Raw genomic sequence first — 13,120 nt, 5'->3', positions numbered from 1 at the left:
AGCGCGGATGCGATCCTTTCGACGGGAATTTTCAATCGCCAGAGTTAAGGAAGGATGAAGCCCGGTCTGTGGCAGTCCACTAAACGCCCAGCGATTTCAGCTTTCTGTGCAACGCCGAGCGCTCCATGCCGACGAACTCCGATGTCCGCGAGATGTTGCCACCGAACCGGTTGATCTGCGCGATCAGGTAGTCGCGTTCGAACATCTCGCGGGCTTCGCGCAGCGGCAGCGTCATGATGTGGCTGTCGCCGCGGCTGGCCGTCTTCGGCAGCATGTCGCCGATCTCGCCGGGCAGCATGTCAGCCGTGATCGGTTTGTCCGTGCCGTCGTTGCGCGCAAGGATCATCAGCCGCTCGATGTTGTTGCGCAACTGCCGGATATTGCCCGGCCAGTCATGCGCCTGCAGAACCGCCATGGCGTCATCGGCGATCGGTCGCGGCCGGATGCCGGCCTGCTCCGCAATCTGACGCATGAAGATGTCGACCAGAAACGGAATGTCCTCGCGCCGTTCGGCCAGCGACGGCACCTTGATCGGCACGACCGCCAGTCGATGGAATAGATCCTGTCGAAAAAGCCCTTCCGCAATCATCTGCTCGAGATTGAATGCGGTGGATGAGATGATGCGCACATCCACCTTCACCCGCTTGGAGCCGCCGACCCGCTCGAACTGCTGGTCGACGAGCACGCGCAGGATCTTGTTCTGCGTCTCGCGCGGCATGTCCGCCACTTCGTCGAGATAGAGGATGCCGCCATGGGCCTCCTCCAGCGCACCGACCTTGCGCTCATAGCCATTGTTGTTTTCGGTGCCGAACAGAGCCATTTCCATGCGCTCCGGCGTGATCGCTGCGGCGTTCATCGCAACGAACGGGCCATTCGCCCGGCTGGAATTGCGATGGATAAGACGCGCGACCAGTTCCTTTCCCGACCCCGACGGACCGAGGATCATCACGCGGCTGTTGGTGGGCGACACCTTGTCGATCGTATTCTTCAACTGCGAGATGGCGATCGACGTCCCGATCAGCTCGACCGGATCGCCGCTCCGGCGCTTCAGTTCGCTGACTTCGCGCTTGAGCTTCGATGTCTCCAGCGCACGTTCGGCGATGAGGATCAGGCGGTCGCTCTTGAACGGCTTTTCGATGAAATCATAGGCACCGCGCTTGATCGCCGAAACGGCAGTCTCGATGTTGCCGTGACCCGAGATCATCACCACCGGAAGGTCCGGATAGCGCGTCTTGATCTCGTCCAGCAGAGCCAGACCGTCCAATTTCGATCCTTGCAGCCAGATGTCTAGGAATACGAGCCGCGGCACGCGGTCGGAAATCGCCTGGATTGCGCTGTCGCTATCGAAAGCGGTGCGTGTTTCATGTCCTTCGTCGGAGAGGATACCTGCGACCAGTTCGCGGATGTCCTGCTCGTCGTCCACGACGAGAATGTCAGACGCCATGGTGATTGGCCTCCTCAAGCATTGTGCTGTCCCTATCGGTTTCTTTCGCACCCGTCGAAAGGCGCACCCGAACCATCGCGCCACGGCCGGAATCGAAGTCCGGCGGCGCGTCGTGCAGTTCGAGGGAGCCGTCATGGTCCTCGACGATCTTCTTGACGATCGCGAGACCAAGACCGGTGCCCTTCTCACGCATGGTGATGTAGGGCTCCAGGATGCGGTTCCTGTTTTCCATCGGCAGTCCGCGACCATTGTCGATCACATCGACGACGATCTGGTCGTCCTCGGTGCGCGCGCGCACCTCGATGCGCCGGCCATCGCGCTCGGCATCGGCGGGCACGGCATCAATCGCTTCGCTGGCATTCTTGATCAGGTTGGAAAATGCCTGGCCAAGCATCCGCGCATCGAAAAGCCCCTGGATCGGCCCGCTGTCGGCAACGAGCTTGAAGGAAATGTCGTTCCGGCTGACCTCACGCAGGAAAATCGCATCACGGAGGATGTTCTTGAGGTCCGCCGGCTCCTTGGTCGGCTTGGGCATGCGGGCGAATGCCGAGAACTCGTCGACCATGCGGCCGATATCTTCCACCTGCCGCACGATCGTGTCCGTGCACTGGTCGAACACGGTGCGGTCGTCCTGGTTGATCTGCTTTCCGTAGCGCCGCCGAATACGTTCGGCCGAAAGCTGGATCGGCGTCAGCGGGTTCTTGATCTCGTGCGCGATTCGGCGCGCAACGTCGGCCCAAGCGGTGGAACGCTGCGCAATGACGAGATCTGTGATGTCGTCCAGCGTCACCACATAGGAGTTCTCGTCGCTGAGTGATTCCTCGCGGGTCACCTGGACGTTCAAGGTGCGTTCCGTGCCGCTGCGGATGACCGTTACCTGCTCGCGCGCTTCCTGGCGCCTGCGCTGCACGGCCTGTGACAGCACGGCGTCGATCTCCGGCGCTATGTCCGCCAGCCGCCGTCCGACGAGGGCACCGGGCGGCGTATTCATCATGATTTCAGCGGACGAATTGGAGATCGCCACCCGACCGTCCCGGTCGATGCCCATCACCCCTGCCGAGACACCGGACAGCACCGCTTCGGTAAAGCGGCGGCGTTCGTCCATTTCGTCCTTCGCGGACAGGATCTGGTCGCGCTGCGTGCCGATCTGCACGATCATGTTGTTGAACGTGTCCGACAGATGCGCGACGTCGCCGTCCGATCCACGCACTGGCACCTGAACGGAAAGATCGCCCGCCGCCACCTGGTCGGCCGCGCCGATCAGCTGCCGGATCGGCCGCACGATACGGTCGGCAACGGCGATTGCAGTCCAGATCGCGGCGAGAAGCACGATCAGGGCGAAGCCGATATAGAGAATGCCGAAGGCAAGCTGCAGCGGCCCGCGATTGGCCTCCAGCGCCTGGTATTCGGCGATGTTGTCTTCCATCAGCCGCATGGACTGGATGACATCGGGATCGACGGCACGGATCGCGTAGAGAAACGTGTCCGGAATGTCCTGCAGGCGCATGATCGCACCGACGAGATTGGTGACACCCGGAGGAATGAGCGTCGGACGGCCCTCGCTCGCCGAGCGCAGCGCATCCGGTGGAATGGCCGGCAGCGGTCGCTCCGTTTCGATGTCCGCGCGCAAGATGACGGTGCCGTCGTTTCGAACGAGAAACGCACCCAGCAAGCCGCGCCCCGTCGCCTGCCGGGTGAGCAGCACCTGAAAGCCCGTCCGGTCCAGGGAATAGAGCTGTCGTGCATTGTCCAGATCGTTCGCCATCGAAACGGTCTGGCCCTGCAGGTAGCGCGCGTTCTCCATCACATAGGCTTCGGCAACATCCAGCGAGGAGCTGACGATCGATTGCGTGCGCATCGAGAACCAGCGGTCGAGCCCGATATCGAGCGTGATCGATGCGACGATCGCCACCAGGATGGCCGGCACGATGGCGACGATCGAGAAGAGCCCGATAATGCGCACATGAAGACGCGCGGCCGCCTTTCCGCGACGACGCGCCTGGAAAACGCGTCGGATCTCGTAGGCGATCAATCCGAGAAGCGCGAGGACGAAGACGAGGTTGACGATGACGGCCGTCATCACGACTTCATTGCGTGGCGCAATCGGTGTCAGGCCCATCAAGATCACGAACGAGCCGACGGCGCTGATCAGCGCAGTGACGACGACGATGAGACCCGGATTTGCCAAAATGCGGCGGCCTTCGCCCTGCTCGAGCGCCCCCGGTGGAGGAGCGCCGTGACTTTGGCTATCGACTGAAAAAGTGCTGATCGCCATGTCCGCCAGATGGTTGGATGTTCCCCCGCGGCGACTCGGCCGCCGTTGCCTTAGAGCAACGCTTTGTGGCGAAAATGCAACTATCCGGACGGCCGGTCAAGCGCTCCGCTGGCTGCGATAGACGCTGACACCGAGCTCGCGGATCTTCTTGCGCAGCGTGTTCCGGTTGAGGCCGAGAAGCTCTGCAGCGCGAATCTGGTTACCACGCGTGGCGGTGAGCGCAGCGAGGATGAGCGGAAATTCCATCTCGTGCAGCACGCGATGATAGAGGCCCGGCGGCGGCAGATCTTCGCCATATTGGGCGAAATAAGTGCGCATGTTCTCTTCGACGGCCTGGGCGATCGTGACCGGGCCGGACAACCCCTCAGTGCTGATCGCACTCGCCGGCGCATCGGTGCGCAACTCGTTGTCGATGATCTCGCGCGTGATCACTTCTTGTGGATAGAGCGCCGTCAGGCGCCGAACCACGTTCTCCAGTTCGCGCACATTGCCCGGCCAAGGATAGGATTTCATGAGCTCGAGCGCATCGCCGTCGAAGCGTTTGGCGTCCAGCCCCTCCTTCTGGCAGAGCTTGACGAAGTGGCGCACCAGATCGGGCACGTCCTCGGCCCGGTCTCGCAGTGCCGGCAGGCGCAGCGGCACGACGTTCAAGCGATAATAAAGGTCTTCTCTGAAGAGACCCTGGTTGATCGACGTCTTTAAATCCTTGTTGGTGGCGGCAACGATGCGCACGTCGGTCTTGATCGGCGTCCGGCCACCGACAGTCGTGTACTCGCCCTGCTGCAGCACGCGCAGAAGCCGCGTTTGCGCCTCCATCGGCATGTCGCCGATTTCATCGAGGAACAGAGTGCCGCCCTCGGCCTGCTCGAAGCGGCCCGTCGAGCGGTTCTGCGCCCCGGTGAACGCGCCCTTCTCGTGGCCGAACAGTTCCGATTCGATGAGATCGCGCGGGATCGCCGCCATGTTGATGGCCACGAAGGGGCCATTGCGACGCTTGCCGTAATCGTGCAGCGCGCGGGCGACCAGTTCCTTGCCAGTTCCGGATTCGCCCGTGATCATCAGCGTCAGGTCGGTCTGCATCAACCGCGCCAATACGCGGTAGATTTCCTGCATGGCAGCGGAGCGACCGACCAGCGGGATCCCATCATTCTGGTCGGCATCGGCACGATCGACGCGCTTTTTGGGTTCGGATAGCGCCCGCCCGATGATGCCGATCATCTCGGTCAGATCGAACGGCTTCGGCAGATAATCGTAGGCGCCCTTCTCGGAAGCCTTGATCGCCGTCATGAAGGTATTCTGCGCGCTCATCACGAGCACCGGCAACTCCGGCCGTGCCTTCTTGATCCGCGGTAGAAGGTCGAAGGCGTTTTCATCGGGCATCACGACGTCCGTGATGACGAGATCGCCCTCGCCTGCTGAAATCCACCGCCAGAGTGTCGACGCGTTCGACGTGATGCGAACATCATATCCCGCCCGCGTCAGAGCCTGATTGAGCACCGTGCGGATCGCGGCGTCGTCGTCGGCTACCAGAATTGTCGCTGATTTCATGCCTTGGCCTCGGCGTTGTCGTCCGGCCAGAGTGCGGTGCCCTTCGACACCGGCATCAATATGCGGAACACGGTCTTCTTGTTTTGGCTGTCGCACTCGACGATCCCGCCATGGGCGCCCACGATCTTTGCGACCAGTGCAAGGCCGAGCCCCGAGCCGTTGGTTTTTGTAGTGATGAACGGGTCGAAGAGATGCGGCAGCAGATCGTCGGGTACCCCCGGCCCATTGTCGATGACGCAAAATTCCAGCGGCAGCGACACCTTTTCCCTGGAACCGGGAACAGACAGACGGATCCCCGGACGGTAGGCAGTGGTGAGCATGATTTCGCCATCGGCCGCATCGCCGATCGCTTCGCTCGCGTTCTTCACCAGATTGAGGAAGACCTGGATCAGCTGATCGCGATTGGCAAAAACGAAGGGAAGCGACGGGTCGTATTGCTCGCTGATGCGGATGTCGCGGGCAAAGCCGGCCATGGCGACAGCCTTCACGTGATCGAGCACGGAGTGAATGTTGACCGGCTGGCGATCGACCGGGCGCTCGTCGGAGAACACTTCCATCCGATCGACGAGCGAGACGATCCGGTCCGTCTCGTCGCGGATGAGCCTAGTGAGCGCGCGGTCTTCGTCATTGACCGAGCTTTCCAGAAGCTGCGCTGCCCCGCGAATGCCCGACAGCGGATTCTTGATCTCATGCGCAAGCATCGAGGCAAGCCCGGTGACGGAGCGTGCCGCGGCCCGGTGCGTCAGCTGTCGGTCGATCTTGTCTGCCATGGTGCGAACCTGCAGCACGATGACGACCGAATCTTCGTCATCAGCTTCACCCGAAACCGGCGCGACGTAGAGATCGACGAGCTTCTCCCCGCCGAGCTTGGGCGAACTCAGATCCACACGGTATTCGTTGATGGGTCCGCGACGCTCACGCACATGGTCGATAAGCGCAAGAAGCGGACTGCCGAACGGAGTATACTGGTCGATCGTGTGGCGACGCAAAAGATCGGCGCTCACACCAAAAAAGTTCTCTGCGGCCCAGTTGGCGTAGGAAATGTTGCCTGCGCCGTTCACCATGATGACCGGGTGCTGGATGGTGTTCAAAACATGGGCCGTCACGCCGATGTCAGTAGGAAGATCGGTGGGACCAGCCGAGCTTGCGCTCATCTTTGCGCTCCTCATCAGGCGGCCTCGCCGTAAGCCGATGGCTTTGCCAAATTTTCGCAATTCAGAAACAGCTGCGACAGGGCCGCGATGACGGCTTTCGGATCACGACTGCCCATGACGATGGCCCGCATCTCCGCAGGAACATCGGTACAATGCAGGCCGAGATACCAGCCGAGATGCTTGCGCGCGCAGCGCAGCCCAAGCTCGGTGCCGTAGTGAGCGAGCATCGCCTCATAATGCTCGATGACCACATCGACGATCTCCGCGGCGCTGGATGGGCCAAGCCCGCGTCCCGCAAGCGCCCCCGGCAACCATGGCTGGCCCTGCGCGGCACGCCCCACCATCACGGCATCGGCGCCTGAAGCGACCCTGATCGCGTGGCAGTCGGCCTCCGTCGCCACATCGCCATTGGCAACCAGCGGTACCGAGATGGCATCCCGCACGGCCCGGATCGCATTCCAGTCGGCACGTCCTTCATAGAATTGTTCGCGGGTGCGTCCGTGAACCGTGATCATCGCCGCCCCGGCATCTTCTGCCCGCGCTGCGATCTCCGGCGCGTTGATGGAGTTCTCGTCCCAACCGAGGCGCATCTTGACGGTCACCGGCACGGACACGGCCGTGATCGTGGCGTCGACGAGCGACAGCGCATGATCTGGATCGCGCATCAGCGCCGAACCGGAGTAGCCGCCAATGACCTTCTTGGCAGGGCAGCCCATGTTAATGTCGATGACATCCGCGCCCTCGCCTTCCGCTATCCTGGCGGCCTCTGCCATCCAGGAGGCATCGCGGCCGGCAAGCTGAACGACATGCACGACGCCATCTTCCTGCGCCATGCGCCGGCGGGAGTCGCCGCTGTCGCCGACGAGTTCACGGCTTGCGATCATCTCGGTGACGACGAGCCCCGCACCGAAGCGATGCGCCAGCCGCCGAAACGGCAGGTCGGTCACGCCCGACATCGGCGCCAGCACGACGCGGTTGCGCACCGCGACGGAGCCGATCATCCAGGGATCAAAAAGATGGGAGTTCAGTTGAGGCTGCATGCGCAAAGGGCATCCTTTGTAGTTGCCTTATTTTTAGACAGGTTTCCGGCCGCTGCCAAGGGGCATGGGAAGCCTTCTTGGCTGATCGATGGCATTTCACATAGGCTCGCGATAGACCATTCGTATGTCGCACACGGCTCGTGTGCATCGCACGCAGAGGTGACTGAGTTGACGACTGAAATGGATCGCGTGGCAGCCGTGATCGTGGCGGCCGGCCGAGGGGAACGGGCCGGCGACCCGTCCGAGGGGCCGAAACAGTATCGGCAGATCGGCAACGCCCCAGTGCTCGCCCATGCCCTTTTGCCATTCATTGTTCATGAAAAGATCGACGACATCGTCGTGGTCATCCATCCGGATGACGAAGATGTGTTCACGCAAACCGTTCAGCCGCATCTTGGCGGCGCCGACATCAAGATCGTCTTCGGCGACAGGACGCGGCAGATGTCGGTGCGCCGCGGGCTCGAATCGCTGTCGGACCGCCGCCCAAGCCATGTTATGATCCATGACGGCGCACGGCCCTTCATCGAGCGACCTGTCATTGACCGGGTGCTTGCCGGGCTGAAGGAGGTCGGCGACGCGATCCTGCCGGGGATCGCCGTTGCCGACACGTTGAAGTCGACGACGCTCAGCCAGCGCGTGCTCAAGACTGTCCCGCGCGACGGGCTCTATGCGGCGCAGACCCCTCAAGGCTTCGCCTATTCAGCGATCCTGGACGCGCATCGGCGCGCGGCGATTTCCGCCGACGACGGTTTCACCGACGACGCATCCATCGCCGAATGGGCCGACATTCCTGTAGGAGTCGTCGAAGGCTCCACGCAGAACATCAAACTGACCGTACGTGAGGATATTGCCATGGCCGACCAGAAGCTCAGCGCCAAGGCCGCTTATCCCGACGTCCGCACCGGCAACGGTTACGATGTGCACCGGCTCGAACCCGGTGATGGCGTCACGCTCTGCGGCGTTTTCATCGCCCACGACCAACGCCTCAGCGGCCATTCCGATGCCGATGTCGGCTATCACGCATTGACCGATGCGCTTCTGGCCACGTGCGGCGCAGGAGACATCGGCGACCATTTCCCGCCATCGGACCCGCAGTGGAAAGGCGCACGCTCGAGCATCTTCCTGCAGTACGCGGCCGAAATCGTGCGCAGCCGCGGGGGAACAATCACCAATGCCGATGTTTCTCTCATCTGCGAGGCGCCGAGGATCGGGCCGCATCGGGAAGCGATGCGCGCCGCCATGGCAAAGGATCTCGCAATCGCGATGGAGCGTTGTTCGGTGAAGGCGACGACCAACGAGATGCTTGGCTTCATCGGCCGCGGTGAAGGCATTGCGGCCATCGCCACGGCGACGGTCATTTACGGAGGTTTGAGAGATGGACGCGACAATCGTTGAACTCGCCGCTTCGCTCGTCGAAAAGGCACGCAACGCCAAGGTGATGATCGCAACCGCCGAATCCTGCACCGGTGGACTGATCGCAGGCGCCATCACCGAAGTGCCCGGCTCATCCGATATTTTCGACCGTGGCTTCGTGACCTATTCGAACGACGCCAAGATGAAGATGCTGGGCGTCAAAGCAGAGACCTTGTCGACATACGGGGCTGTCTCGGCTGAAACTGCCCGGGAAATGGCCTTCGGCGCGCTCGCCAATTCCAACGCGGACTTCGCCGTTGCAGTGACCGGGATCGCCGGACCTGCGGGAGGGACACCAGAGAAGCCGGTGGGGCTCGTTTACATCGGGGTCGCCGAACTCGACGGGAAGACGCAGGTCGCCGAGCAGCGCTTCGGCGATGTTGGCCGAGGGGCCGTACGGCAGGCGACGCTGGAAGCGGCGCTGCGGGCTCTGACGCTCGAAATTCACTGACCGATCAGGCTGCGAGAAGTATCCCGAGCAGCAGAAGCGCCTCACCCACAAGGATTCCCACGAGGATCCGGTGGCCGGAAAGCAGGTACGCGACGAAACCAGCTGCCGCAGCCCCGACACGCAAGACCGCCGGAACATCTGCAAGTGCACCGGACGGAGAGACGACGAGGTTGGCGATCACGGCCGCCACCAGCGCGGTCGCAATGCACCGGACGAGAACAAGGATGTCGGCGTCATCGGAGAGTTGGCCCCCGAGATAGACGCCGAGAAAACGCCAGCTATCCGTTGCTAGCCAGCCCGCCACGAGAATGAAGAGATAAGGCCACCACCAGGCATCGATCGCGACGAAGCTCATGGGTTTACGCCCTTCTTCCGACGGCTGTAACGGTGAAACCCATAGGCCGCAAAGCCGCCCAACAAGCCGGTGGCGAGAAGCGCGAAATCGGGCGTCACCATCGCCATCAACGGGCCGAGCAAAAGGCCAAGCACCATGGCGACATGCCCAGCCCGCTCGCGCGCCGATCCCCAGAGCGAGGTAAGGAAATAGAGCGGCGTCAGAAAGAACAGGGCGGCAGAGACGCTCGGCGGCAGCACGTCCGCCACCATGTAGACGGCAGCCACCACCATCATGTTTAGAAGAATGAGCGACGCGCCGAGGCCGCCATACCAGGCGGTGCGGAAATCGCGCGGGATCGAGCGCACTTCCTGCATGGCGAGCACCCAGGACGTGACCGCGACAAAATGCGCGAGCATGTAGAGCACCCACCTTCGCGTGCGCGGCCCTCGGATCTCAGGCACCAGCGCAACAACCATCGGACCCAGCCGAATCGACGAGAGCGCCACGGCGAACGTCGCGGCAGCAATGCCATTGCCAGCCGCGATCGCGCCGACGAGCACGACCTTGGCGGGCAGCGCCCAGACGACGGCCGTCATGAAAACTGCATGGGCCATCGACAGCCCCGACTCGACCGCGAGAGCGGCAAAGCCGATGAAACTCGACATCAGGATCAATGCCGGGATGGAAAATGCAGCCCCGATCCCACGCAGCAACCACCGCAAATGGGTGTCATCGGGACCTGGGATAGGCTCTGCGGGGTCTTGTGAAGGATCGTTCTGCAGCATCGAAGCCGGCGATAGCACAGCCGTCCGCACGAAGAAATGAAAAGATCAGGCTGCCTTAGCGTTTGATCTCGCTGGCCGGACGAGAAAGGCCCGGCTGGAGACCAGCCGGGCCTTTGATGATCTGAGGCTACTTGCCGTCTACTTGCGGCGCGGAACCTTCGGCACGGAGCTGCCTGACTTGCGGCTTGCCTGATCGGAGCGCTCGGCGACCGCAACGCCGGAACCCGTGTCGGCTGCTGGATCGCCGTCTGGCATGGGCCCGTCGTCCGGCCGTTCGGCAGAGCGCTTTGGTGCCCGCGTCTTGGCTGCGGCAGGCTTCGGCTTCGCAGCCTTTTTCGCCGCCGGCTTGCGCTCTGGCTTGACCGGCACCTCGTCGGGGATTGCATCGAGCTTGAGGCCGGTCTTGCCGCCTTCCTTCGTCTCGACGGTCACCTTGACCGTGCCACCCTTCTTGAGCTTGCCGAAGAGAACCTCGTTGGCGAGTTCCTTCTTGATGTGCTCCTGGATGACGCGGCCGAGCGGACGGGCACCCATGTTCTCGTCGTAGCCCTTCTCGGCGAGCCAGGCGATTGCATCCTTGGACAGGTCGAAGGTCACGCCACGTTCGGCCAGCTGGGCCTCGAGCTGCATGACGAACTTCTGCACCACCTGGTGGATCACCGGCGTCGGCAGCGAGCCGAACGGAATGATCGCGTCGAGACGGTTGCGGAACTCCGGCGTGAAGAGCCGGTTGATCGCCTCCGTGTCCTCGCCGGTCCGCTTGGCGGAACCGAAGCCGATCGCAGCCTTTTGCATGTCCGAAGCGCCCGCATTGGTCGTCATGATCAAGATGACGTTGCGGAAGTCGATCTGCTTTCCGTTGTGATCGGTGAGCTTGCCGTGATCCATGACCTGCAACAGGATGTTGAACAGATCCGGATGGGCCTTCTCGATCTCGTCGAGCAGCAGCACGCAGTGCGGATGCTGGTCGATGCCGTCGGTCAGCAGACCACCCTGGTCGAAGCCGACATAGCCGGGAGGTGCACCGAGCAGACGCGAAACCGTGTGCCGCTCCATGTATTCCGACATGTCGAAGCGCAGAAGCTCGACGCCGAGCGACTTTGCCAGCTGCTTGGCCACTTCCGTCTTGCCGACGCCCGTCGGGCCGGAGAACAAATAGCTGCCGATCGGCTTGTCCGGTTCACGCAGGCCCGCACGTGCCAGCTTGATGGCCGATGACAGCGCGTCGATTGCAGTATCCTGGCCGTAAACGACCGTGCGCAGTTCCTTTTCGAGATTGGCCAGCACCTGCTCGTCGTTCTGGGACACATTCTTCGGAGGAATCCGGGCCATCGTTGCGATGGTGGCCTCGATCTCCTTCTCCGTCACGGTTTTCCGACGCTTGTTTGCCGGCAGCAGCATCTGCGACGCACCGGTCTCGTCGATCACGTCGATCGCCTTGTCCGGCAGCTTGCGGTCATTGATGTAGCGCGCCGACAGCTCAACTGCCGATTTGATCGCCTGATCGGTGAATTTGATCTTGTGATAGTCCTCGTAATAGGGCTTTAGGCCCTTGAGGATCTTCACCGCGTCTTCGACGGAGGGCTCCTTCACGTCGATCTTCTGGAAGCGCCGTACCAAGGCACGGTCCTTCTCGAAGAACTGACGATATTCCTTGTAGGTCGTCGAGCCGATGCACCGGATCAGGCCGGAAGACAGGGCCGGCTTCAGAAGGTTTGAAGCATCCATCGCGCCGCCGGAGGTCGCGCCGGCGCCGATCACCGTATGGATCTCGTCGATGAAGAGGACAGCTCCCGGCGTGTCCTCGAGCTCCTTGACGACCTGCTTCAGGCGCTCTTCGAAATCGCCACGGTACCGCGTGCCCGCAAGCAGCGTGCCCATGTCGAGCGAGAAGATGGTCGCGTCCAGAAGCACTTCCGGCACTTCCTTCTCGACGATGCGCTTGGCAAGCCCCTCGGCGATGGCGGTCTTGCCGACGCCCGGATCACCCACGTAAAGCGGGTTGTTCTTGGACCGGCGGCAAAGCACCTGGATCGTGCGGTTGACCTCGTCCTGCCTGCCGATCAGCGGATCGACTCGGCCCTTCTTGGCCTTCTCGTTCAGGTTGACGCAGTAAGCTGTGAGCGCGTCCTGCGCCTTCTTCTTGCCGTTCTCATCCTGGTCGGAACCGGCATTCGGACCGCCTTCCTCCTGCTCGTCCGCTCCGGAGACCGGACGTGCCTCGGAAGCGCCGGGACGCTTGGCGATGCCATGCGAGATGAAGTTCACCGCATCGTAGCGCGTCATCTCCTGCTCCTGCAGGAAATAGGCGGCGTGGCTTTCGCGCTCGGCAAAGATCGCGACCAGCACGTTGGCGCCGGTCACTTCCTCGCGACCGGACGATTGCACGTGAATGACCGCGCGCTGGATGACGCGCTGGAAGCCGGATGTCGGTTTGGAATCCTCGTCATATCCGGTGACGAGGTTCTGCAGCTCGTTGTCGACATATTGCGTCACGATCGAGCGCAGTTGGTCAAGATTGACGTTGCAGGCACCCATGACGGCGGCCGCATCGGCGTCGTCGATCAGGGCCAGCAACAGATGTTCGAGCGTCGCATATTCGTGGTGGCGCTCGTTTGCCAGTGTAAGTGCCTGGTGCAGTGCCTTTTCAAGGCTGGAAGAAAATGTCGGCAC

General features: G+C 62.2%; 9 protein-coding genes and 1 pseudogene. 2 read left to right on the top strand and 8 right to left on the bottom strand.

The window, feature by feature from the left end; genetic code table 11:
• Positions 1–79 precede the first annotated feature (79 nt).
• The 5 genes from ntrX to dusB form a co-directional block, all read right to left on the bottom strand.
• Positions 80–1,444 (bottom strand): nitrogen assimilation response regulator NtrX, encoded by a 1,365-nt coding sequence (gene ntrX / locus D5400_RS12745; protein ID WP_126010358.1) that lies wholly within the window; start codon positions 1,442–1,444, stop codon positions 80–82.
• On the bottom strand, positions 1,434–3,719 hold the full coding sequence (locus tag D5400_RS12740) for a sensor histidine kinase NtrY-like (RefSeq protein ID WP_126010357.1): 2,286 nt from the start codon (positions 3,717–3,719) through the stop codon (positions 1,434–1,436). The genes ntrX and D5400_RS12740 overlap by 11 nt, the downstream gene beginning before the upstream one ends.
• A gap of 96 nt (positions 3,720–3,815) precedes the next feature.
• Positions 3,816–5,267, bottom strand: a complete 1,452-nt coding sequence (gene ntrC / locus D5400_RS12735; RefSeq protein WP_126010356.1) for a nitrogen regulation protein NR(I) — start codon at positions 5,265–5,267, stop codon at positions 3,816–3,818.
• Positions 5,264–6,421, bottom strand: coding sequence for a two-component system sensor histidine kinase NtrB (locus D5400_RS12730; RefSeq protein ID WP_126010355.1), 1,158 nt, complete (start codon positions 6,419–6,421; stop codon positions 5,264–5,266). The genes ntrC and D5400_RS12730 overlap by 4 nt, the downstream gene beginning before the upstream one ends.
• Before the next feature lie 14 nt (positions 6,422–6,435).
• A complete protein-coding gene (dusB, locus tag D5400_RS12725) occupies positions 6,436–7,461 on the bottom strand; it encodes a tRNA dihydrouridine synthase DusB (RefSeq protein ID WP_126010354.1) in 1,026 nt (341 codons plus the stop codon).
• A gap of 180 nt (positions 7,462–7,641) precedes the next feature.
• Between dusB and D5400_RS12720 the strand changes: the two genes are divergently transcribed.
• Together D5400_RS12720 and D5400_RS21180 are read left to right on the top strand one after the other, a co-directional pair.
• The gene (locus D5400_RS12720) at positions 7,642–8,856 is read left to right on the top strand and encodes a bifunctional 2-C-methyl-D-erythritol 4-phosphate cytidylyltransferase/2-C-methyl-D-erythritol 2,4-cyclodiphosphate synthase (RefSeq protein ID WP_126013217.1); all 1,215 of its coding nucleotides are present in this window, start codon (positions 7,642–7,644) and stop codon (positions 8,854–8,856) included.
• Positions 8,837–9,307, top strand: a pseudogene (locus tag D5400_RS21180) (CinA family protein); the annotation flags it as partial. The gene D5400_RS12720 and the pseudogene D5400_RS21180, both read left to right, overlap by 20 nt.
• Before the next feature lie 22 nt (positions 9,308–9,329).
• Here D5400_RS21180 and D5400_RS21175 read toward each other — a convergent pair.
• From D5400_RS21175 to clpA, 3 genes are all read right to left on the bottom strand, one after another.
• Entirely contained in the window at positions 9,330–9,680 is a 351-nt protein-coding gene (locus D5400_RS21175) for an AzlD domain-containing protein (protein WP_164527884.1), read from the bottom strand.
• Positions 9,677–10,327, bottom strand: coding sequence for an AzlC family ABC transporter permease (locus tag D5400_RS12710; RefSeq protein WP_126010353.1), 651 nt, complete (start codon positions 10,325–10,327; stop codon positions 9,677–9,679). The genes D5400_RS21175 and D5400_RS12710 overlap by 4 nt, the downstream gene beginning before the upstream one ends.
• A gap of 258 nt (positions 10,328–10,585) precedes the next feature.
• Positions 10,586–13,120 carry an ATP-dependent Clp protease ATP-binding subunit ClpA gene (gene clpA / locus D5400_RS12705; RefSeq protein WP_126010352.1) on the bottom strand — a complete coding sequence of 845 codons (2,535 nt, stop codon included), beginning with the start codon at positions 13,118–13,120 and terminating at the stop codon, positions 10,586–10,588.

Source organism: Georhizobium profundi (genome assembly GCF_003952725.1).
In the GTDB taxonomy this organism is placed as follows: domain Bacteria; phylum Pseudomonadota; class Alphaproteobacteria; order Rhizobiales; family Rhizobiaceae; genus Georhizobium; species Georhizobium profundi.
Note: the sequence above shows the minus strand (reverse complement) of the source record. Positions and strands in the feature narration are given on the sequence as shown.

Bases quoted from the DNA above. Each gene is read 5' to 3' on its own strand.
- ntrX (WP_126010358.1), bottom strand. From the start codon at position 1,444: ATGGCGTCTGACATTCTCGTCGTGGACGACGAGCAGGACATCCGCGAA.
- D5400_RS12740 (WP_126010357.1), bottom strand. From the start codon at position 3,719: ATGGCGATCAGCACTTTTTCAGTCGATAGCCAAAGTCACGGCGCTCCT.
- ntrC (WP_126010356.1), bottom strand. From the start codon at position 5,267: ATGAAATCAGCGACAATTCTGGTAGCCGACGACGACGCCGCGATCCGC.
- D5400_RS12730 (WP_126010355.1), bottom strand. From the start codon at position 6,421: ATGAGCGCAAGCTCGGCTGGTCCCACCGATCTTCCTACTGACATCGGC.
- dusB (WP_126010354.1), bottom strand. From the start codon at position 7,461: ATGCAGCCTCAACTGAACTCCCATCTTTTTGATCCCTGGATGATCGGC.
- D5400_RS12720 (WP_126013217.1), top strand. From the start codon at position 7,642: ATGGATCGCGTGGCAGCCGTGATCGTGGCGGCCGGCCGAGGGGAACGG.
- D5400_RS21175 (WP_164527884.1), bottom strand. From the start codon at position 9,680: ATGAGCTTCGTCGCGATCGATGCCTGGTGGTGGCCTTATCTCTTCATT.
- D5400_RS12710 (WP_126010353.1), bottom strand. From the start codon at position 10,327: ATGTCGAGTTTCATCGGCTTTGCCGCTCTCGCGGTCGAGTCGGGGCTG.